We start from the raw sequence: 20,304 nt of genomic DNA, 5'->3' as shown, positions 1-20,304 counted from the left end.
GACAGCATAGCGCCACTATGTGGCGGGTGCTTGACTGTCGTCCACAACCCGGAACCGCAGCACACCAATCACCTGGCCATCCTCGGTCAGCACCCTTACCTGCCAGCGCCCCACCGGATTGGCCGGGAACACCTGCTTGTGGGTCCAGGCGCGGTAGCCTTCCTTGCGCCCGCCATTGATATTCAGGGCGATGCGGTCGACCTCTTTGCCGTTGAGCTGCCAGACGTGATAGATCCGCTCGTTCAGCCCGCGCGGCGCCTTGATCGCGGTGTAGGCGTAGAGCCCGGTGCTGCGGATCTGGCTGGCCTTCACTTCCTTGAGGCTTTCGCTCGGGGTGCGGTCGCGCACGTCGGCGCTGATCGCCACTTCGGTCATCCACAGGGTCGCCGGCGGCACCCAGGAGCGCAGCATCCAGCCGGCGCCGCCGATGGCCAGGGTCACCAGCACCAGGGCGATGGCGCGGTTGGCGTTGTTGACCGGGAAGCTGCTGGCCAGGCTCGGGAACGACAGCAGCATGGCTACGCCCAGGGCCAGCTTGAAGCTCTCGGCGGTGGTCAGGTGGAGGATGATCGGCAGCGCCGTGAGCATCGCCGCGAACAGGGTCAGGGTATGCAGGGCGAGGAACAGCCAGCGCCGCGGGGCGACCCACTTGTAGTAGAGCGGGTCGATGATCGAGACCAGGCCGGCGGCGCCGAGCAGGCCGGTGAAGATCAGTTGGCCGCTGTTCCAGGTGGTGGTGATGAAGAAGAATGGCAGGACGAAGAACAGGCTTTCCTGGTGGATCATCTGCGTCGCGTAGCGCAGCAGCGGCTGGGGGATCTCGCGCTTGAAGGTGCGGGCGAAGAGTTCGGTGAAGGTGTTTTCCAGCATCAGCCAGACCCAGCTCACCAGCATCAGGATGGCGACCCAGCTGGCCAGGCTTTCCTGGCGGTCGACCAGGATGAAACTGCCGATACCGGAAATGAAACCACCGAGTGCGATGACCCCGGGATAGCGCTTGATCAGCTCGATGAGGCGCTGGATGTAGATTGGCATTTTGGGGGTGTTCGCTGAGACTGAAAAATACGGTTACAAGGATACCTTGGTTTTCGTCTGTTCGGGCCTCATCGCTGGCAAGCCAGCTCCCACAGGGACCGCGTGCACCGCCGGACCTGTGGGAGCTGGCTTGCCAGCGATAGGGCCCTCAAGACCGCCGCCGATACCAGATCCCTGCCCCAACCACGACCAACACAACCCCCAACACCCCCATCCAGAACAATTCGTCATAGCCAAGCAACGGCTTCTCCACCCTCACCCACCCGGCTTCCTTGAACACCTCGCGCATCGCCTGGTTCGTCTCCTCCAGGCTCACCCCGCGCAAGCGCCCGGCCGGGTCGACGAACTTGCCATCGGCATAGCCGTTCAACGCTCCCCAGTAATAATCCGCCAGCGCGCTATTGCCCTGGGTCGTCCAGGCTTCCCGGGCAATCGCCGCCGCCTTGACCCGCTCGAAGGTCGCCGGGTCCAGCCCGTCCTTGCGCAGGCGCTTGAGCATGTCGGCGATCACTTCCTCGGCCTCTTCCACCTGATCCCGTTCCAGATCGGCATTCAGGCTGAGCAGACCGCTGTCGCCGAAGCTCTCGCGCTGGCTCCACGGCCCGTAGGACAGCCCGTGCTTGAGCCGCAGCTCTTCGTACAGCGCCCAGTCCAGGTAGCGTTGCAGCAGTTCCAGGGTTTCGTCGTGCTCGTCGCCCAGCACCGGCTCGAGAAACAGCCAGCTCAGCCGCGCGCTGTTGCCCAGCAGCCCGTGGGTCAGGGTGCGGTTGGCCTCGGCCTGGCGGGTGACGCCGTCCAGTGCCCGGCGCTCCGCCGGCTCCACCGGCTCCAATTCGCCCCAGGCCCGTTCCAGGTAGGCTGGCAGCACCCGGTCGAGTCCGCCGACGATGATCAGGCTCATGTTGTTCGGCACGTACCAGCCTTTGCGGACCTCCTCCACCTGCTTCAGGGTCATGCTGTCGAGATCCGAACGCTCGGCGCATTTCAGCCCCAGCTCCACCGCCAGCTGGCTACTGGCGCGCTGGCCGATGTCCTGGCGGTCGAGGAAGCGTTGCAGGCGCGAATAATGCCCACCGTCCTCGCGTTCGATGATGCGCCTGGACTGGGCCAGGTCGTCCTCGTCGAGCTGGGTACGCTGGAGAATCGCCAGCAGCAGGTCGAGGACCTTGCGCTGGTTGCGCGCCGGGGCCTCGATGACGAAGGTGGTGTCGGTGTTGCTGGTGTAGGCGTTCCATTCACCGCCCAGGGCCTGCATGCGTTTTTCCAGGCCGCCTTCGCCGCTGTCGTCGATGCCGCTGAACAGCAGGTGCTCGAGCAGGTGCGGCAGTTCTTTCTGTTCGCAGGGGAAGTCATCCAGGCCGATGCCCACCACCAGGCGGATCGACACATGATCCCGCTCGTAGCCGGACTTGAGCAGCACCTGCAGCCCGTTGGGCAGCAGGTAGCCCTCGACCTGGTTGCGATCGAGGGCAAAGCCGGGGGCACAGCCCAGCAACAGGCAGACGAGTATCAGGCAACGCATGCAGAACTTCCTTGAACCGGGTCAATGCGGTTTGGGGTCAGGACGATGGGCTTTCGTCCGTCACGCTGTCGATCATCAGACCGCCAGTATCGTTCCCCCCGAGTACCACATAGGCACTGCTACAGAACAATGAATTCAATCTTTTCATATCGGCGATCAGCTCCAGGTGCAGGGCGCTGGTCTCGATGCTTTGTACCACCTTGCGTTGCAGGCGGCTGACATGGGCATGGGCCAGGCGTCGCTCCTGGGCGCGGAAGCGGCGTTTCTCGCGCAGCAACTGGCGCGCGCTTTCCGGGTCGGCGCTGAGGAATACCGAAAGGCCCAGGCGCAGGTTGGCCAGGAGCTGGGCGTGCAGGCCGGTCAGTTCCTCCAGGCCGACCTCGGAGAACTCGCGGCGTTGCGAGGTCTTCTGCTGCTGGATCTTGCGCAGCATGCGTTCGATCAGGTCGCTGGCCATCTTCAGGTTCAGCGCCAGCTCGATGATCTCCGCCCAGCGCTGGCTGTCCTGCTCGCTGAGGTCTTCCCGGGGCATCTGCGCCAGGTACAGCTTGATCGCGTTGTACAGGGCATCGATATCGTCGCTGAGGCTGCGCATCTCCTGGGAGACCGTGGTCCTGGTGCCGCGCAGCACGCCGTTCATCGCTTCCAGCATGCTGTCGACCAGGTCGCCGAGCCGCAGGGTTTCGCGCACGGCGTTGGCCAGGGCCAGGCTCGGGGTGGCCAGGGCGGCCGGGTCGAGGTGGCGCTGGGTGACGTGGCCGTTGGCTTGCGGGCGGTCCGGCATCAGCCAGGTGCAGACCTTGGCCATCACGGTGACCGTAGGCAGCAGGGTCAGGCAGCGCAGGCTGTTGTAGAGCAGGTGGAAGCCGATCACCAGTTCCTGCGGGCGGAAGTTCAGGCTGTCCATCCAGTCGACCAGCGGATGCAGCAGCGGAATGGTGATCAGCAGGCCGATCAGCTTGTACAGCAGGCTGCCCAGGGCCACCTGGCGCCCGGCGGTGTTCTGCATGCTGGTGCTGATGAAGGCCAGCAGGCCGCTGCCGATGTTGGCACCGATCACCAGGCCGATCGCCACCGGCAGGCCGATCACCCCGGCGCCGGCCAGGGTTGCGGTGAGCAGTACGGCGGCCAGGCTGGAGTAGGAGACCATGGCGAACAGCGCGCCGATCAGCGCATCGAGGAGGATATCGCCGGTCAGCGAGGCGAACAGCACCTTCACGCCCTGAGCCGTGGTGATCGGCGTGGCCGCTTCGACGATCAGTTGCAGGGCAAGGATGATCAGGCCCAGGCCGATCCCCACGCGGCCGAGCTGGCCGGCGCGGGTCTGCTTGCGCGAGAGGAAGAAGATCACCCCGAGGAAGATCAGCAGCGGCGACAGCCACGACAGGTCGAAGGTCAGCACCCGGGCCATCAGCGCGGTACCGACGTCGGCGCCGAGCATGATCGCTAGGGCCGGGGTCAGGGCCATCAGGCCCTGGCCGACGAACGAGGTCACCAGCATCGCCGTGGCGTTGCTGCTCTGCACCATGGCCGTGACCAGGATCCCGGCGATGAACGCCAGCGGTCGTCGTGCCATGTTCTGGCTGATGACCCGGCGCAGGTTGGAGCCGTAGACCCGCAGGATCCCGGTCCGGACGATATGTGTGCCCCAGATCAGCAGGGCGACGGCTGACAACAGATTGAGCAGGGTCAGCATGCTGGGCCCCCTGTTTTGCGGTGCCCCATGGGGGCGAATGAATGACGCTCGGAGCCTGGCCGTGAAAGACGGCGGTTGTTTCCAGTGCTCCCTTTAAGCTTTAGCCCGCTGAAAGCCATGGCGCCAGCGGTTTTTCCCACGGCCTTGAATGAAAAAAGGCCCCGAAAGGGGCCTTGATTCAGCGACTGGCCAGTATTACTGACCCGGGATGTCCTTGCGAAGTTTCACCGGCTCGCCCGGTTCCTCGTTGCGCTTCTTCGCCATGGCGGTGCGCATGCGGATGTTGATCGCTTCCACGGCCAGGGAGAAGGCCATGGCGAAGTACACGTAGCCCTTCGGCACATGCACGTCGAAGGCTTCGGCGATCAGCACGGTACCGACCACGATCAGGAACGACAGGGCGAGCATCTTCAGCGACGGGTGCTTGTCGATGAAGTCGCTGATGGCCTTGGCGCAGAGCATCATCACCAGCACGGCGACGATGATCGCGGCGATCATCACCGGTACATGGGAGACCATGCCGACCGCGGTGATCACCGAGTCCAGGGAGAACACGATGTCGATGATGGCGATCTGGATGATGGTGAAGAGGAACTTGCCGCCCTTGCCGGAAGCCGGCTCGTCGGCACTTTCGTCCTCGCCTTCGAGGCCGTGGTAGATCTCCTGGGAGCTTTTCCACAGCAGGAACAGGCCGCCGAAGAACAGGATCAGGTCACGCCCGGAAATGTCCTGGCCGAACACCTCGAACAGGGTGTCGGTCAGGCGCATGACCCAGGTGATGGAGAGCAGCAGCAAGATCCGCGTGACCATGGCCAGGGCCAGGCCGAAGATCCGGGTACGTTGCTGCATGTGCTTGGGCATGCGGCTGACCAGGATCGAGATCATGATGATGTTGTCGATCCCGAGCACGATTTCGAGTGCGGTCAGGGTGAAAAAGGCAACCCAGATTTCCGGGCTGGTCAGCCATTCCATGTTTGTTCCTTCGAGCGTAAGACACTGCGCGCCCCGTTTTGTCGTCGGGGCGCGCAGCGGGTTGGTTGAATCCGTTTACTTAGAGGCTACTGAACAGCGGGAAAATTCCCATCAGCAGCGCGGCGAACATTATGCACAGGCAGACTAGCACCGCCCACTTCAGCGTGAAGCGCTGGTGATCGCCGAATTCGATACCGGCCAGGGCCACCAGCAGGTAGGTTGACGGCACCAGCGGGCTGAGCAGGTGCACCGGCTGCCCGACGATCGAGGCGCGGGCCATTTCCACCGGCGAGATGCCGTAGTGGCTGGCGGCTTCCGACAGCACGGGCAGTACGCCGTAGTAGAAGGCGTCGTTGGACATGAAGAAGGTGAACGGCATGCTCACGATCGCGGTGATCACTGCCAGGTACGGGCCCAGGGCATCCGGGATCACTGCCAGCAGGCTTTTCGACATGGCTTCGACCATGCCGGTGCCCGACAGGATGCCGGTGAAGATACCGGCGGCGAAGATCAGGCCGGTGACCGCCAGGACGCTGCCGGCGTGGGCGGCGATACGGTCCTTCTGCTGTTGCAGGCACGGGTAGTTGACGATCATCGCGATACTGAAGGCGATCATGAACAGCACTGGCAGCGGCAGCAGGCCGGCGATCAGCGCGACCATCAGGACGGCGGTCAGGGCGCCGTTGAACCACAGCAGTTTCGGACGACGGGCATCCGGGAACTGGGACACGGTGATTTCGCTGTGGTCGATTTCGTCGCCCGGCAGGTGCAGTTCGCCGAGACGGGCGCGTTCGCGCTTGCCGTACATGTAGGCGATGGCGAGGATGGCCACGACGCCGGCGAGCATGGCCGGGATCATCGGCACGAAGATATCCGACGGGTCGACGTGCAGGGCACTGGCGGCGCGGGCGGTCGGGCCGCCCCAGGGGGTCATGTTCATCACCCCGCCGGCGAGGATGATCAGGCCGGCCATGATCCGCGGGCTCATGCCCAGGCGGCTGTACAGCGGCAGCATGGCGGCGCAGCAGATCATGTAGGTGGTGGCGCCGTCGCCGTCGAGGGAGACGACCAGGGCCAGCACGGCGGTGCCGACCGAGACTTTCAGCGGGTCGCCCTTGACCAGCTTGAGGATCTTGCGCACGGCCGGGTCGAACAGGCCGGAGTCGATCATCAGGGCGAAATACAGGATGGCGAACATCAGCATCACGCCGGTCGGCGCCAGCTTGCTGATGCCTTCCAGCATCATTGGGCCGATCTTGCTGGAAAAGCCGCCGAACAGGGCGAACAGGATCGGTACCAGGATCAGCGCGATCAAGGCCGACAGGCGCTTGGTCATGATCAGGTACATGAAGGTGATGACCATGGCGAAGCCGAGGAAGGTCAGCATGGGGAGTACTCCAGGCGTAGGTGCGTCGGGACGGGACGAGACGGACGGATCAGCGGGTTGGGCGCTGGGGCTGGAGTAGCGGGGGGAATTGCGGGCGCAGGACGGTACGGAAAGACATCGGAATCACCATTGTTCTTGTTGAGTAGGCCGGGCTCCTTTTCTAAATTCGGATGCCCTGGCGCGCCGGTCGCTTTGCCGGTGGTGAGGCGATGCTAAGGGCCTAAGCTTTCAGCCAGCTTTCGATGCTGAAAGCTTCATTTTCACCTCAGGGCCGCGTGCACCGCGAAACCTGTGGGAGCTGGCTTGCCAGCGATGAGGCCATCAGAGACACGACAAAAATCACTGAATCCCGCGAAGGAGTGCCCACCGAGATGAGCCAACACCAAGAAGGCGGCTGCCATTGCGGCGCCCTGCGCTACCGGGTCGACAGCCCGCTGACCGACATCGCCCACTGCCATTGCTCGATCTGCCGCAAGGTCTCGGGCGGGCTGCTGATCACCTGGGCCACGGTGCCCTGCTCCGCCTTCCAGTGGCTGACCGGCACCCCGCAGCGCTACGACTCATCCGCCAGTTGTGTGCGTTATTTCTGCAGTCGCTGTGGCGCCCATCTGGCGCTGACCACTGATCTGAGCCCGGAAACCATCGATATCACCATCACCACCCTCGATGACCCGGCCGCGGTGCGCCCCGACCGTCATATCTGGACGGTCAGCCGCCTGCCCTGGCTGCACCTGGACGAACAATTGCCCGGTGAAGAACACGAGTCGATCTGACTCAGGGCAGCTCAAGCCCCCCTGAGGCCTTGTGTAGGGCCCGCAGGTGGTCGCCGATCAGCCGGGTGTTGGCTTCCACGGCGCGGATTTCCTTGTCGCGCTCGGGGCCGAGCAGCGCCCGGGCTTCCTTGTCGAGGTCGACGCTCAGGGTCTGCAGCTGCGCCTGGCGCTCGCGGCTGCTCTCCAGCAACTGCTCGCGCTCCTGCGCCTGGGGCAAGCCGTAGCCGCCCTGCCCCAGCAATTCCGCCGGTTTGCTGAGGAAGCCGCTGTTGGCGAGGATCTGCTGCAAGGTCTGGTTGGCCTTGTCGACCCGCTGGTCATTTGTCGAGCGCCCGCTCAGGTAACGCTGCTTGACCTCGTCCTGGGCCAGCAGCAACTGCCGGCGCAGGGCCGCCTGTTCGAGCAGGAGCATGGCGGCGCTGGTGCGCAGGTCGGCACGCTCGAACCAGGTACGGCGCTGTTCGGCGTCCTGCTCCAGCCAGGCTTCGACGGTGGTCTGGTGGATCGGCAACTGCTGCTTGAGGATCTTGAACATCGCATCGAAGCGGTCGCGGTAGGAGTCGAAGCGATACCCCAGACGCAGCGCCTCGCGGGGATCATCGAGCACGCTGGTATCGGCCAGGCCACGGCCCTGCAGCACTTCCAGCAGGCCGTTGGGCATGATGTTGTCGAGGCTGGTCAGCTGCGGGTTGGCGGTACCGCTGCGCAGCACCTTGAGGGTCTCCACCGCGCAGTTGTTGGACAGGAAGTAGTAGTTGCCATCATAGCTCCAGTGCATCTCCAGGGCTTGGCGCACCAGGTTTTCCAGCTCCTCGCGGGACAGCTTGAGCGGCACCGAGGACAGGCTGCGCAGCTCGGTCTTGGTGTACTCGTCGATGACCTGGCCCAGGGGCAGGACGAACAGCCGTGACGGATAGGAGCCGACCAGCCCGCCCCAACTGGACAGCTGCACATCGTTGACGAAGGCGCGATAGGACAGCACCAGGTGCTGGTCCAGGTCCAGCCGGCAATCCGGCCCACGCGGCCGGCCCGGGGCGCAGATCACCAGGCGCAGCATGCTGTGGCCCCAACGGCTGACCCAGTTCTGGTTGGCTTCGGCCAGCAGGTAGTCCACCGAATAGACGCGCTCCGGGTCGATATAGCCCAGGGGCTGCTTGGCGAAGTCGTTTCCGGCGTTGAGGTAGGGCAATTCCGACGAGCACTTCGGATGCTCTGGTGCCCAGCCGAAGTGCTGGCTCAGGTAGGCATGCAATGCCGGGCGGCGACAGGCGTAGCTCGGGTCGAGGAGGAAGTACTCCATGTTGACCGCGATGAATTCCTTGGGGCTGCTCAGCTCGTAGCTGTCCGGGGAGCGTACGTCCTGGTGGTTTTCCTGCTCGCGTTCGCCGCGCCGGCCGACGTATTGCGGCCAGCCGGCCAGGTCGAGCAGGCGTGGATCATCGCTGAGGGTGAAGCGCCGTTCCGGTTGGCCACGGCATTCGTCACGCAGGCCGACCTTGCCCTGGCTGTCGAGCTGGCGCCGGCACTGGAGGATCAGGCGGCGCTGGTCCGCTGCCCACAGGCGGGCGCGGTCGTAGATATGGGTCAGTTCATGCAGGACGGTGGCCAGCAGCTCCTCGCGCACCGTGCCGTGGGGGCGACCGGTCTGCGTGGTGGCGGCGCTGCCGTCGGTGAGGCCGGGCAGCAGGCGGCGGTTCAAGGCCAGGGTCGAGACCAGCGAGGCCTGGCCGTAGGCGTCTTCCGGCATGTGCGCATCCCAGCTGACGGTGACCGTGCGGTCCAGTCGGGTCTTGAAGCTGGGGGGAAGTTTTTGCAGGGCTTCGTCGAGCAGTGCCTGGGTCGCCTGGTGCTGGGCGGCGCTCAGGCCGTCGTCTTGCAACCGCAGTTGCAGGTCGGCCAGGGCGGGGCTGCCGAGCAGCGCCAGTGCGCCGCCCAACAGCCAGGCACGGAGGGATTTCACAGCGCGAGGATGGCTTCGGCCAGAACCTGGTCGCTGGCGTCACGCGCTTCGGGGACGCGCTGGCGCAGGGTGTCGAAGGCGGCTTCCAGTTGCGCGCCACGGATATCGCCGTTGCTGGCGACGAAGCTGGCCGCGTCGTCACGGGCTTCGCGCACTACTTTGGAGTCACGGATCGAGGTGGTGGTGTCCGAGGTGAAATCGATCGAGCGGCCAAAGGCGCGGACGATGATATTGCTGGTAGCCACCAGGGTATGGGCCTGGGCCACATCGGCCAGCAGGAGGAAGCCGAGGGTGGCGGCGATCAGCGGGTTACGCATGGAACTTCTCCGGGGAAACAGGGGTGTTCATTGGACGAGAATTGCCTGCGCCAGTTCAAGGTCGCCGGCATGAAGTTCGGGGTTTTCCTGGCGCAGCCGGCGAATGACCGATTCCAGCTGCGCACCGCGAACCTGGCCATCGCTGGCGACATAGGCTGCGGCATCATCGCGGGCGACCTGCACCCATTTGCGATCGAAGGGTGCGCTGGTCACCTGGCTGGTGGCGTAACCGCCGATGACGCTGGCGGCGGTAGTTATGTCGAAGGCCTGGGCGGTGACGGGCCCGAACAGTGCAATCAGCAAAAACAGATAACGCATGGGAAAGAAATGCCCCTTGGAAACACAAGGTGTCCAAGGCTATCCCATGCCAACAGCCCGGACCAGAGCGGTTGGCCCGGCTGTTTTGCAGGGTGTTGCCTGGTGTGTCCGGCCTACAGCGCGAGGATCGCCTGGGCCAGTTGCGCGTCGCTGGCCTGCAGGGTCGGCGCTTGCTGGCGGATATGGGCAAAGGCGCTTTCCAGTTTCACGCCACGGATATCACCGTTGCTGGCGACGAAGCTGGCGGCGTCGTCACGGGCGGCGCGCACCACCTTGTCGTCGCGGAACGACGAGGTCACGTCGGAGGTGGCGTCGGAAGTGGCCTTCAAGGCGCCGACCAGGGAATCGGTGGTTACGACGAAGCTGGTGGCGTGGGCTGTAGAAGCCAGGGCCAGGAACAGGGCGGCGCCCAGCAGACGGGTACGGATCATGGTCGATCTCCTGAAGTAGGACTTGGGTCTATCAAAGTGTCAGACGCGCGCTCGGTTGCCTGCGCTACGCCTTGCGTCGACGCGTGTGAAAAAAAGCGTAACACGTAACAGGCGAAACGGCGTTTAGTTCAACTGTTAAGGTCGATTTAAATTTTTCAGAAACTGTACTGGTGCGCGCGGAAACGCTCTATTCCGCGGATTTCAGAATGAAAAAAACCCGTCGCAGTCACCTGCGACGGGTTTTCGGAATTCGGTGCCGGCCATGGCCGGCGGGCCTTGCATCAACGCCAGAAAGGCTTGCTCAGCTCTTCGTAACGCTGTGCTTCGCTGATACCGGCGTCAGCCAGCAGGCGAGCGTCCAGGCGAGCCAGTTGATGGCGGCTGGAGATGCGACGTTGCCACAGGACCAGGTTGGCCAGCAGGCGCAGTGGCAGGGCAGCTTTGGATTGTTGGGCGTTGCTTTCGAAAACCAGACCGGAACTGAGGGTACGTTCCATGATGTGCTTCCTTCCGCTTATGGCGGGATTAGATAGTGATTTAACTGATGCCAATGATCCTCCTCTGTCGTCCATAACAGTAGATACAGTTCACCTGCATTGTGATGGTCCAGTTAACTGTTTACAGGCACTGTTGCACTCGAAATGCACGCAACTGTACCGGTGTGCGCACTAATGGTGCATTTTTACTGTTTTGGGGGAGTGAGCGGCGAGAAAACAGGGGATTTTGAGCGGTACAGTAGTACAGTTTTTGCAAGTCAGTTCAACGAACTGTTCAGTCGACAGGCATTGCACCTTGTCGACTGAACAGTTTTCGCGGGTTAAACGGCCAGCATGCGCCCGGTTTCTTCCAGGTTTTCATGCCAGACGAGGGCTTCTCGCAGGATATGCGGGGTGTGACCACCACGTTCGCAGGCGCGGGTGAAGTAGTCATTCAGCGCGTCGCGGTAGCTCGGGTGCACACAGTTGTCGATGATCGCCCGGGCCCGCTCGCGTGGTGCCAGGCCGCGCAGGTCGGCCAGGCCCTGCTCGGTGACGAGGATGTCCACATCGTGCTCGGTGTGGTCGACGTGGCTGACCATCGGCACCACGCTGGAAATCGCACCGCCCTTGGCGATCGACTTGGTGACGAAGATGGCCAGGTGCGCGTTGCGGGCGAAGTCGCCCGAGCCGCCGATGCCGTTCATCATCCGCGTGCCGCAGACGTGGGTGGAGTTGACGTTGCCGTACAGGTCGAACTCCAGCGCGGTGTTGATGCCGATGATGCCCAGGCGACGGACCACTTCAGGGTGGTTGGAGATTTCCTGCGGGCGCAGCACCAGCTTGTCCTTGTAGCGCTCGAGGTTGCCGAACACGTCGGCATTGCGCCGGCTCGACAGGGTGATCGAGCTGCCCGAGGCGAAGCTCAGCTTGCCGGCGTCGATCAGGTCGAAGGTCGAGTCCTGCAGCACTTCGGAGTACATGGTCAGCTCTTCGAACGGCGACTCGATCAGGCCGCACATCACTGCGTTGGCGATGTTGCCGATGCCGGCCTGCAGCGGGCCGAGCTTGTTGGTCATGCGCCCTGCCGCCACTTCCTCTTTAAGGAAGTTGATCAGGTGGTTGGCGATGCCCTGGGTTTCTTCGTCCGGCGGCGTCACGGTGGACGGCGAGTCGGCCTGCTCGGTGATGACGATGCCGACGATCTTCGCCGGGTCGATCGGGATCGCGGTGCTGCCGATGCGGTCGTCGACCTTCACCAGCGGGATCGGCGTACGGGTCGGACGGTAGGTCGGGATATAGATGTCGTGCAGGCCTTCGAGGTTGGCGTTGTGCGCCATGTTGATCTCGATGATCACCTGCTTGGCGAAGATGGCGAAGCTCGCCGAGTTGCCGACCGAGGTGGTCGGCACGATATGGCCTTGTTCAGTGATCGCCACCGCCTCGATGACCGCGATGTCCGGCAGCTTGAGCTGCTGGTTGCGCAGTTGCTCGACGGTTTCCGACAGGTGCTGGTCGATGAACATCACCTTGCCGTCGTTGATCGCCTTGCGCAGGGTGCTGTCCACCTGGAACGGCATGCGCCGCGCCAGGACGCCGGCTTCGGTCAGTTCCTTGTCGAGGTCGTTGCCCAGGCTGGCGCCGGTCATCAGGCTGATCTTCAGCGGCGACTGTTTGGCGCGCTCGGCCAGTGCGTGGGGAACGGCCTTGGCTTCACCGGCACGGGTGAAACCGCTCATGCCGACGGTCATGCCGTCCTCGATCAGGCCGGCGGCATCGGCGGCGCTCATGACTTTACTGTGCAGCGAGGACAAGCGAATACGATCACGGTACATGGATTGTTATCTCGGGTATTGAAACCAGGAGCGCAGTCTATTGCTTTCCCAAAGACTCGTCCCACGACCAAGGTCGTAGGTGAAGCCCTGAAATAGAGCCTTCCGTCGGCAGGCCGGGCATGAAAAAGCCCCGGTCGTTGCCGAACCGGGGCTTTTTGTCACAGCGGGAAAAGGCGGTTATTCGACGGCCTTGACCATGTCCTCGATGACCTTCTTGGCATCGCCGAAGACCATCATGGTCTTGTCGAGGTAGAACAGTTCGTTGTCCAGGCCGGCATAGCCGCTGGCCATCGAGCGCTTGTTGACGATGATGGTCTTGGCCTTGAAGGCCTCGAGGATCGGCATGCCGGCGATCGGCGACTTCGGATCGTTCTTCGCCGCCGGGTTGACCACGTCGTTGGCGCCCAGCACCAGGACCACGTCGGCCTGGCCGAACTCGGAGTTGATGTCCTCCATCTCGAACACCTGGTCATACGGCACTTCGGCTTCCGCCAGGAGTACGTTCATATGTCCGGGCATGCGACCGGCCACCGGGTGGATCGCGTACTTCACGGTCACGCCAGCGTGGGTCAGCTTCTCGGTCAGTTCCTTCAGCGCGTGCTGGGCACGGGCCACCGCCAGGCCGTAGCCGGGCACGATGATCACGGTGTCGGCGTTGCTCAGCAGGAAGGTGGCGTCGTCGGCGGAGCCGGACTTCACCGGGCGCGCTTCCTGTGCTCCCGCCGGGCCGCCGGCATCCGCCGCACCGCCGAATCCGCCGAGGATTACATTGAAGAAGGAACGGTTCATCGCCTTGCACATGATGTACGAGAGGATGGCACCGGACGAACCCACCAGCGAGCCGGCGATGATCAGCATCGAGTTGTTCAGCGAGAAGCCGATACCGGCCGCCGCCCAGCCCGAGTAACTGTTGAGCATCGACACCACCACCGGCATGTCGGCGCCGCCGATCGGGATGATGATCAGCACGCCCATGACGAAGGCCAGGGCCAGCATCACGGCAAAGGCGGTGTAGTTGCCGGTGAAGGTGAACACCAGGCCGAGGCCGATGGTGGCCAGGCCCAGCACCAGGTTCAGCTTGTGCTGCCCGGCGAACTGTACCGGTGCGCCCTGGAACAGGCGGAACTTGTACTTGCCGGAGAGCTTGCCGAAGGCGATCACCGAACCGGAGAAGGTCACCGCACCGATGGCTGCGCCGAGGAACAGCTCCAGGCGGTTGCCGGTCGGGATCGGGTCGCTGATGGCGCTGACGATGCCCAGGGACTGCGGTTCGACCACGGCGGCAATGGCGATGAACACCGCAGCCAGGCCGATCATGCTGTGCATGAACGCCACCAGCTCCGGCATCTTGGTCATTTCCACGCGCTTGGCCATGATCGCCCCGGCGCTGCCGCCGACCAGCAGGCCGACCAGCACATAGGCGATGCCATCAGTGGCCAGCTCGGCGCCCAGCTTGTAGATCAGGCCGACGGTGGTGAACACCGCCAGGGCCATGCCGAGCATGCCGAACAGGTTGCCGCGACGGGAGGTGGTCGGGTGCGACAGGCCTTTCAGGGCCTGGATGAAGCAGACCGACGCCACCAGGTAGAGAAGTGTTACCAGGTTCATGCTCATCTTTACTTCTGCCCCTCAGCCTTCGCGGCCTTCTTCTTGAACATCTCCAGCATGCGCCGGGTGACGAGGAATCCACCGAACACGTTGACCGCCGCCAGGGCCACCGCGAGGGTGCCCATGGTCTTGCCCAGCGGGGTGACGGTCAGGGCGGCGGCGAGCATGGCGCCGACGATGACGATCGCGGAAATGGCGTTGGTCACCGCCATCAGCGGGGTGTGCAGCGCAGGCGTGACGTTCCAGACCACGTGGTAGCCGACATAGATCGCCAGCACGAAGATGATCAGGTTATAGACGCCGTGGGAAATCAGCATGTCTTCCATTGCCCTGCTCCTTATCCGTTCTTGCGGATGACCTGGCCGTCGCGGCACATCAGGCACGCGGCGACGATGTCGTCTTCGAGGTTGATCGTCAGCGCGCCGTCCTTGTCGAACAGCAGCTTCATGAAGTCCAGCAGGTTGCGGGCGTACAGCGCCGAGGCGTCCGCGCCGACCTGGGCCGGCAGGTTGGTCGGGCCGACGATGGTCACGCCGTTCTCGATGACGACCTGGTCGGCGACGGTCAGTGGGCAGTTGCCGCCCTGGGCCGCGGCGAGGTCGATGACCACCGAGCCGGGCTTCATCTGCGCCACGGTCTCCGCGCTGAGCAGGGTCGGTGCCTTGCGGCCCGGGATCAGCGCGGTGGTGATGACGATATCGGCCTGTTTGGCGCGCTCATGCACGGCCTGGGCCTGGCGTTGCATCCAGCTGGCCGGCATGGGCCGGGCATAACCGCCGACGCCCACGGCGCAGTCGCGCTCCTCGTCGGTCTCGTACGGCACATCGATGAACTTGGCACCGAGGGACTCGATCTGCTCCTTCACCGCCGGGCGCACGTCCGACGCCTCGATCACCGCACCCAGGCGCTTGGCCGTGGCGATGGCCTGCAGGCCGGCCACACCGGCACCGAGAATCAGCACGCGGGCGGCTTTCACCGTGCCGGCGGCAGTCATCAGCATCGGCATGAAGCGTGGATAGTGGTGAGCAGCCAGCAACACCGCCTTGTAACCGGCAATGTTGGCCTGCGAGGACAGCACGTCCAGGCTCTGGGCCCGGGAAGTGCGCGGCGCGGCTTCGAGGGCGAAGGCGGTGATGCCGCGTTCGGCCATCTTGGCGATGAGCTCGTTGTTGAACGGATTGAGCATGCCGGCAAGCACCGCACCGCTCTTGATCTGGCCCAGTTCGCTGTCGTTGGGCGCTACGACCTTGAGGACCAGTTGCGCGCCAAACGCATCGGCGGCGCTTCCAAGTACGGCCCCGACTGCCTCGTAGGCACTGTCCGGAATGCTGGCATTGACGCCGGCTCCGCGCTCGACAGTGACCTGATGACCCTGGCCCACCAGTTTCTTGATGGTTTCGGGAGTGGCAGCGACCCGTGTTTCGCCCGTCTGCGTTTCGAGAGGAACACCAATGTGCACGTCATTTCTCCTGCGTGATCTTTGTTGTTGAACCAGCGCACTACGGATGGTGCGTCTGGGGCGGCCGATCAGCACGATCCCGCCTGAAAGAGGCGGGGCGCGGCATTTTGCAAGCGATCCCGGATCGCTTCAATGGGTTCTGAATGGAAACTTTATCGAAACTACAAGTCACCCTGTGACCACATGTCGCAACGGACAGGCTCAAGCCCGCCAAGCACGGGCTTTAGCGACATTAGGAGAATTTTTAAAAATTTTCTGACAATTTTCGTGGAGAGGACGAAATAGGTCGTTTTTGAGGGTTAAAGCCCCGTAAACACTGGGGTTGTAGGGCTTTTTTCGAGCGACCAAAACAGTTGTCGCAACTGCGACATTTCCTTATATCTGTAGGTGTTCAATTTAATTGACTACCGGGTCAGCTAGTCCCTTTGGTCCTTGTGCGCCGCGGCATAGCGCTGTGCCTCGGTCACCAGCCAATCGCGGAAAGCGCGCAGGGAGGCCGATTCGACCTTTCTTTCCGGGATCATCAGGTAATACGCCTTGATGCTGGACAGCCCGTGGGAGTTGGCGATTACCAGCCTGCCCTCCTCCAGTTCGCGCTGGATCAGGAACGGCGGGATCAGTGCGACGCCCATGTCGTGCATAGCCGCCTGGGCCAACATCGAGAATAGTTCATAGCGCGGGCCTGTCATGTCCCTGGCGACGTTCATCTCCAGGCTGTTGAACCACTGGCGCCAGGCATAGGGCCGAGTGGTCTGTTGCAGCAGGGGGAGCTGGGCAATGATCTGCGGGTCGAGCTTGCCGTGCTTGCCCAAAAGCGACGGACTGCACACCGGGACCGGATTTTCCCCCATCAACCTGTGGGATTGCGTGCCGGACCAGTCAGCGTCCCCGAAGTAGATGGCGGCATCGAAGCTGGTGTCGGCGAACAGGAAGGGACGGGTGCGGTTGGTCAGGTTGACCGTGACCTCCGGGTGGCGTTGCTGGAAATCCTTCAGGCGCGGCAGCAGCCACTGGGTGCCGAAGGTGGGCACCACCGCCAGTTCGATCACATTGGCGCCCTGCTGGCCCATGACCGACAGGGTGTCGCGTTCCACGGCATCGAGCTGGGTCGCCACCCGGCGGCTGTAGGACAGGCCGGCTTCGGTGAGCTTCACCCCGCGGCGCGAGCGGCGGAACAGCTCGACATTGAGAAACTCCTCCAGCCCGCCGATCTGCCGACAGACGGCGCCCTGGGTCAGCGACAGTTCCTGCGCCGCCTTGGTAAAGCTCTCGTGGCGCGCTGCGGCCTCGAAGCAGACCAGGGCCGTGGTGCTGGGGATCTTGCGCCGCATATACGTCAACCTCACTAATCAGGCTATGAAATGGCCTTCGACACCATTACGAAGTGAGAAATTAGCACAAGAGGTTGCGGAATCCTCGTTTGTCGCCCTGCCCGTTCGGGCCTAGGATCAATGCACGACAAAAATCATTCCTTTCCTACTTCGAGGATTCCCACATGGCCGGCAAAGCAAGCTTCAACTGGATCGACCCGCTGCTCCTGGATCAGCAGCTCACCGAAGAGGAGCGCATGGTGCGTGACAGCGCCTACAGCTTCGCCCAGGACAAGCTGGCGCCCCGTGTGCTGGAAGCCTTCCGTCATGAACAGACCGATCCTGCGATCTTCCGCGAAATGGGTGAAGTCGGCCTGCTGGGCGCGACCATTCCCGAGCAGTACGGCGGCAGCGGCTTGAACTACGTGTGCTACGGCCTGATCGCCCGTGAAGTGGAGCGTATCGACTCCGGCTACCGCTCGATGATGAGCGTGCAGTCCTCGCTGGTGATGGTGCCGATCAATGAGTTTGGTACTGAAGCACAGAAACAGAAATACCTGCCGAAGCTGGCCAGTGGCGAGTGGATCGGCTGCTTCGGTCTGACCGAGCCTAACCATGGTTCCGACCCGGGCTCGATGATCACCCGTGCGAAGAAAGTGGATGGCGGCTACCGCCTGAGCGGCGCCAAGATGTGGATCACCAACAGCCCGATCGCCGATGTCTTCGTGGTCTGGGCCAAGGACGATGCCGGCGATATCCGCGGCTTCGTGCTGGAGAAAGGCTGGCAGGGCCTGAGCGCTCCGGCGATCCACGGCAAGGTCGGCCTGCGGGCGTCGATCACCGGCGAGATCGTCATGGACAACGTCTTCGTGCCGGAAGAGAACATCTTCCCGGATGTGCGTGGCCTGAAAGGTCCGTTCACCTGCCTGAACTCGGCGCGCTATGGCATCTCCTGGGGGGCCCTGGGTGCCGCCGAAGCTTGCTGGCACACCGCACGCCAATACACCCTGGACCGTCAGCAATTCGGTCGCCCGCTGGCGGCGAACCAGCTGATCCAGAAGAAGCTGGCCGACATGCAGACCGAGATCACCCTGGGCCTGCAGGGCTGCCTGCGCCTGGGGCGGATGAAGGACGAAGGCACGGCAGCGGTGGAGATCACTTCGATCATGAAACGCAACTCTTGCGGCAAGGCCCTGGACATCGCGCGCCTGGCCCGGGACATGCTGGGTGGCAACGGCATCTCCGACGAGTTCGGCGTAGCCCGTCACCTGGTCAACCTCGAGGTGGTCAACACCTACGAAGGCACCCACGACGTGCATGCGCTGATCCTCGGTCGTGCGCAGACCGGCATCCAGGCCTTCTATTAATAAGGAGACAGTCCATGGGCGCGCTTTCTCATCTGCGGGTCCTGGATCTGTCGCGGGTACTGGCCGGGCCCTGGTCCGGTCAGATCCTTGCGGATCTGGGGGCTGAGGTCATCAAGGTCGAGCGGCCAGGCAGCGGGGACGATACCCGCGCCTGGGGGCCGCCCTTCCTTAAAGACAGCAGCGGCGAGAACACCAGCGAGGCGGCTTACTACCTGTCGGCCAACCGCAACAAGCGGTCGGTGACCATCGACTTCACCCAGGCCGAGGGTCAGAAGCTGGTGCGTGAGCTGGCGGCGAAGTCCGATGTGGTCATCGAGAACTTCAAGGTGGGTGGCCTGGCTGCCTATGGGCTGGACTACGAAAGCCTCCGTCAGATCAATCCGAACCTGATCTATTGCTCCATTACCGGTTTCGGTCAGACCGGTCCTTATGCCAAGCGCGCCGGGTATGACTTCATGATCCAGGGGCTGGGCGGTCTGATGAGCCTGACCGGGCGTCCGGAAGGTGAGGATGGGGCCGGGCCGGTGAAGGTCGGGGTGGCGCTGACGGATATCCTGACCGGGCTGTATTCGACGGTGGCGATCCTTGCCGCCCTCGCCCATCGTGATCAGCATGGCGGCGGGCAGCATATCGACATGGCCTTGCTGGATGTGCAGGTGGCGTGCCTGGCCAACCAGGCGATGAACTACCTCACCACCGGTACACCGCCGCGTCGGCTGGGGAATGCGCATCCGAACATCGTGCCTTATCAGGACTTTCCTACTGCGGATGGAGATTTCATCCTGACCGTGGGTAACGATGGGCAATTCCGCAAGTTTGCCGAGGTGGCCGGTCAGCCGCAGTGGGCGGACGATCCGCGCTTCGCCACCAACAAGCTGCGGGTGGCGAACCGGGCCGAGCTGATTCCGCTGATTCGCCAGGCCACGGTGTTCAAGACCACGGCCGAGTGGGTCAGTCAGCTGGAGCTGGCGGGCGTGCCTTGTGGGCCGATCAATGATCTGGCGCAGATGTTTGCCGATCCGCAGGTGCAGGCCCGCGGGCTGGCTATCGATATACCCCATCCGCTGGCCGGGACCGTTCCGCAGGTGGCCAGTCCGATCCGGCTTTCGGAAACGCCGGTGGAGTACCGCAATGCGCCGCCGCTGCTGGGCGAGCATACCGAGCAGATCCTGGCTGGGGTCCTGGGCCTTGAGGCCGAGGCTATCCAGCAACTGCGTGAGGCTGGAGTGCTTTGAGCGCCGGCCTCTATATATAGAGGCAAAAGGGGGCGTCAGGACTGATTTGAATCAATTTCAAATTAATGCTTGACGCCCCATTTAGTTTCTCTATAATTCGCCCCACTTCCGGCGCAGTCGGAACGGAAAACTCCTTGAGATTCAACGAGTTAGATGTTCAAGATAGTATCGGAAGTGTTTCGGTCTTCTCCGAAAGCGGTTGAAAAAGGTGGTTGACAGCAGGTTGTAACGCTGTAGAATTCGCCTCCCGCTAACGAGAGATCGCAGCGAGTCAAGAGGTTGAAGTTCAAAGACAAATTCTGAAAAACTTCAAAATAAACGCTTGACAGGCTCTGAGGAAAGCGTAGAATGCGCGCCTCGGTTGAAGCGAAAGGCTTCAGCCACCGCTCTTTAACAACTGAATCAAGCAATTCGTGTGGGTGCTTGTGATAATGGACTGATAGTCAGAAAGATTATCAGCATCACAAGTGACTATGCGAGAAATCGAAATAGTTCATTTTGAGATTGCTGAGCCAAGTTTAGGGTTTTCTCAAAACCCAAGCAGTATTGAACTGAAGAGTTTGATCATGGCTCAGATTGAACGCTGGCGGCAGGCCTAACACA

Annotated in this window: 18 protein-coding genes; 3 read left to right on the top strand and 15 right to left on the bottom strand. The window is 62.9% G+C overall.

The window, feature by feature from the left end; all coding sequences use genetic code 11:
• Positions 1–15 precede the first annotated feature (15 nt).
• The 5 genes from PSEMO_RS04520 to PSEMO_RS04500 form a co-directional block, all read right to left on the bottom strand.
• Positions 16–1,035 carry a DUF5924 family protein gene (locus tag PSEMO_RS04520; RefSeq protein ID WP_075801977.1) on the bottom strand — a complete coding sequence of 340 codons (1,020 nt, stop codon included), beginning with the start codon at positions 1,033–1,035 and terminating at the stop codon, positions 16–18.
• Between the two features lie 148 nt (positions 1,036–1,183).
• Positions 1,184–2,557: a M16 family metallopeptidase gene (locus PSEMO_RS04515; RefSeq protein ID WP_075801976.1), complete on the bottom strand. Its 1,374-nt coding sequence runs from the start codon at positions 2,555–2,557 to the stop codon at positions 1,184–1,186.
• 37 nt (positions 2,558–2,594) lie between these two features.
• A complete protein-coding gene (locus tag PSEMO_RS04510) occupies positions 2,595–4,253 on the bottom strand; it encodes a Na/Pi cotransporter family protein (RefSeq protein ID WP_075801975.1) in 1,659 nt (552 codons plus the stop codon).
• A 195-nt stretch (positions 4,254–4,448) separates the two neighbouring features.
• Complete coding sequence (locus PSEMO_RS04505) at positions 4,449–5,225, bottom strand: TerC family protein (protein ID WP_075801974.1); 777 nt, start codon at positions 5,223–5,225, stop codon at positions 4,449–4,451.
• A gap of 79 nt (positions 5,226–5,304) precedes the next feature.
• Positions 5,305–6,612, bottom strand: a complete 1,308-nt coding sequence (locus tag PSEMO_RS04500) for a CitMHS family transporter (RefSeq protein WP_075801973.1) — start codon at positions 6,610–6,612, stop codon at positions 5,305–5,307.
• 371 nt (positions 6,613–6,983) lie between these two features.
• Between PSEMO_RS04500 and PSEMO_RS04495 the strand changes: the two genes are divergently transcribed.
• A complete protein-coding gene (locus PSEMO_RS04495; RefSeq protein ID WP_075801972.1) occupies positions 6,984–7,385 on the top strand; it encodes a GFA family protein in 402 nt (133 codons plus the stop codon).
• A 1-nt stretch (position 7,386) separates the two neighbouring features.
• On the opposite strand, the gene PSEMO_RS04490 is transcribed toward PSEMO_RS04495, so the two are convergent.
• The 10 genes from PSEMO_RS04490 to gcvA form a co-directional block, all read right to left on the bottom strand.
• On the bottom strand, positions 7,387–9,345 hold the full coding sequence (locus PSEMO_RS04490) for a DUF7844 domain-containing protein (RefSeq protein WP_075801971.1): 1,959 nt from the start codon (positions 9,343–9,345) through the stop codon (positions 7,387–7,389).
• Complete coding sequence (locus tag PSEMO_RS04485) at positions 9,342–9,662, bottom strand: DUF2388 domain-containing protein (protein WP_075801970.1); 321 nt, start codon at positions 9,660–9,662, stop codon at positions 9,342–9,344. The genes PSEMO_RS04490 and PSEMO_RS04485 overlap by 4 nt, the downstream gene beginning before the upstream one ends.
• 27 nt (positions 9,663–9,689) lie before the next feature.
• Positions 9,690–9,980, bottom strand: a complete 291-nt coding sequence (locus PSEMO_RS04480; protein WP_075801969.1) for a DUF2388 domain-containing protein — start codon at positions 9,978–9,980, stop codon at positions 9,690–9,692.
• A 113-nt stretch (positions 9,981–10,093) separates the two neighbouring features.
• Positions 10,094–10,411 (bottom strand): DUF2388 domain-containing protein, encoded by a 318-nt coding sequence (locus tag PSEMO_RS04475; protein WP_075801968.1) that lies wholly within the window; start codon positions 10,409–10,411, stop codon positions 10,094–10,096.
• 281 nt (positions 10,412–10,692) lie between these two features.
• Positions 10,693–10,908: a DUF1127 domain-containing protein gene (locus PSEMO_RS04470; protein WP_009403437.1), complete on the bottom strand. Its 216-nt coding sequence runs from the start codon at positions 10,906–10,908 to the stop codon at positions 10,693–10,695.
• A gap of 320 nt (positions 10,909–11,228) precedes the next feature.
• Complete coding sequence (locus tag PSEMO_RS04465; protein WP_075801967.1) at positions 11,229–12,722, bottom strand: acetyl-CoA hydrolase/transferase family protein; 1,494 nt, start codon at positions 12,720–12,722, stop codon at positions 11,229–11,231.
• Positions 12,723–12,899: 177 nt separating this feature from the next.
• On the bottom strand, positions 12,900–14,336 hold the full coding sequence (locus PSEMO_RS04460) for an NAD(P)(+) transhydrogenase (Re/Si-specific) subunit beta (protein WP_075801966.1): 1,437 nt from the start codon (positions 14,334–14,336) through the stop codon (positions 12,900–12,902).
• Between the two features lie 2 nt (positions 14,337–14,338).
• Positions 14,339–14,656, bottom strand: a complete 318-nt coding sequence (locus tag PSEMO_RS04455) for an NAD(P) transhydrogenase subunit alpha (RefSeq protein WP_075801965.1) — start codon at positions 14,654–14,656, stop codon at positions 14,339–14,341.
• An 11-nt stretch (positions 14,657–14,667) separates the two neighbouring features.
• The gene (locus tag PSEMO_RS04450; RefSeq protein ID WP_075801964.1) at positions 14,668–15,789 is read right to left on the bottom strand and encodes a Re/Si-specific NAD(P)(+) transhydrogenase subunit alpha; all 1,122 of its coding nucleotides are present in this window, start codon (positions 15,787–15,789) and stop codon (positions 14,668–14,670) included.
• Positions 15,790–16,205: 416 nt separating this feature from the next.
• Positions 16,206–17,120, bottom strand: coding sequence for a transcriptional regulator GcvA (gcvA, locus tag PSEMO_RS04445; protein WP_075801963.1), 915 nt, complete (start codon positions 17,118–17,120; stop codon positions 16,206–16,208).
• A gap of 164 nt (positions 17,121–17,284) precedes the next feature.
• Here gcvA and PSEMO_RS04440 point away from each other — a divergent pair, with 164 nt between their 5' ends.
• Together PSEMO_RS04440 and PSEMO_RS04435 are read left to right on the top strand one after the other, a co-directional pair.
• The gene (locus PSEMO_RS04440; protein WP_075801962.1) at positions 17,285–18,466 is read left to right on the top strand and encodes an acyl-CoA dehydrogenase; all 1,182 of its coding nucleotides are present in this window, start codon (positions 17,285–17,287) and stop codon (positions 18,464–18,466) included.
• A 14-nt stretch (positions 18,467–18,480) separates the two neighbouring features.
• Positions 18,481–19,701 (top strand): CaiB/BaiF CoA transferase family protein, encoded by a 1,221-nt coding sequence (locus PSEMO_RS04435; protein ID WP_075801961.1) that lies wholly within the window; start codon positions 18,481–18,483, stop codon positions 19,699–19,701.
• Positions 19,702–20,304: the final 603 nt, after the last annotated feature.

The sequence above is a fragment of the Pseudomonas putida genome (assembly GCF_001941965.1).
In the GTDB taxonomy this organism is placed as follows: Bacteria; Pseudomonadota; Gammaproteobacteria; order Pseudomonadales; family Pseudomonadaceae; genus Aquipseudomonas; species Aquipseudomonas putida_L.
The sequence above is the reverse complement of the archived record's forward strand: the minus strand, read 5'-3'. Positions and strand labels throughout refer to the sequence as shown.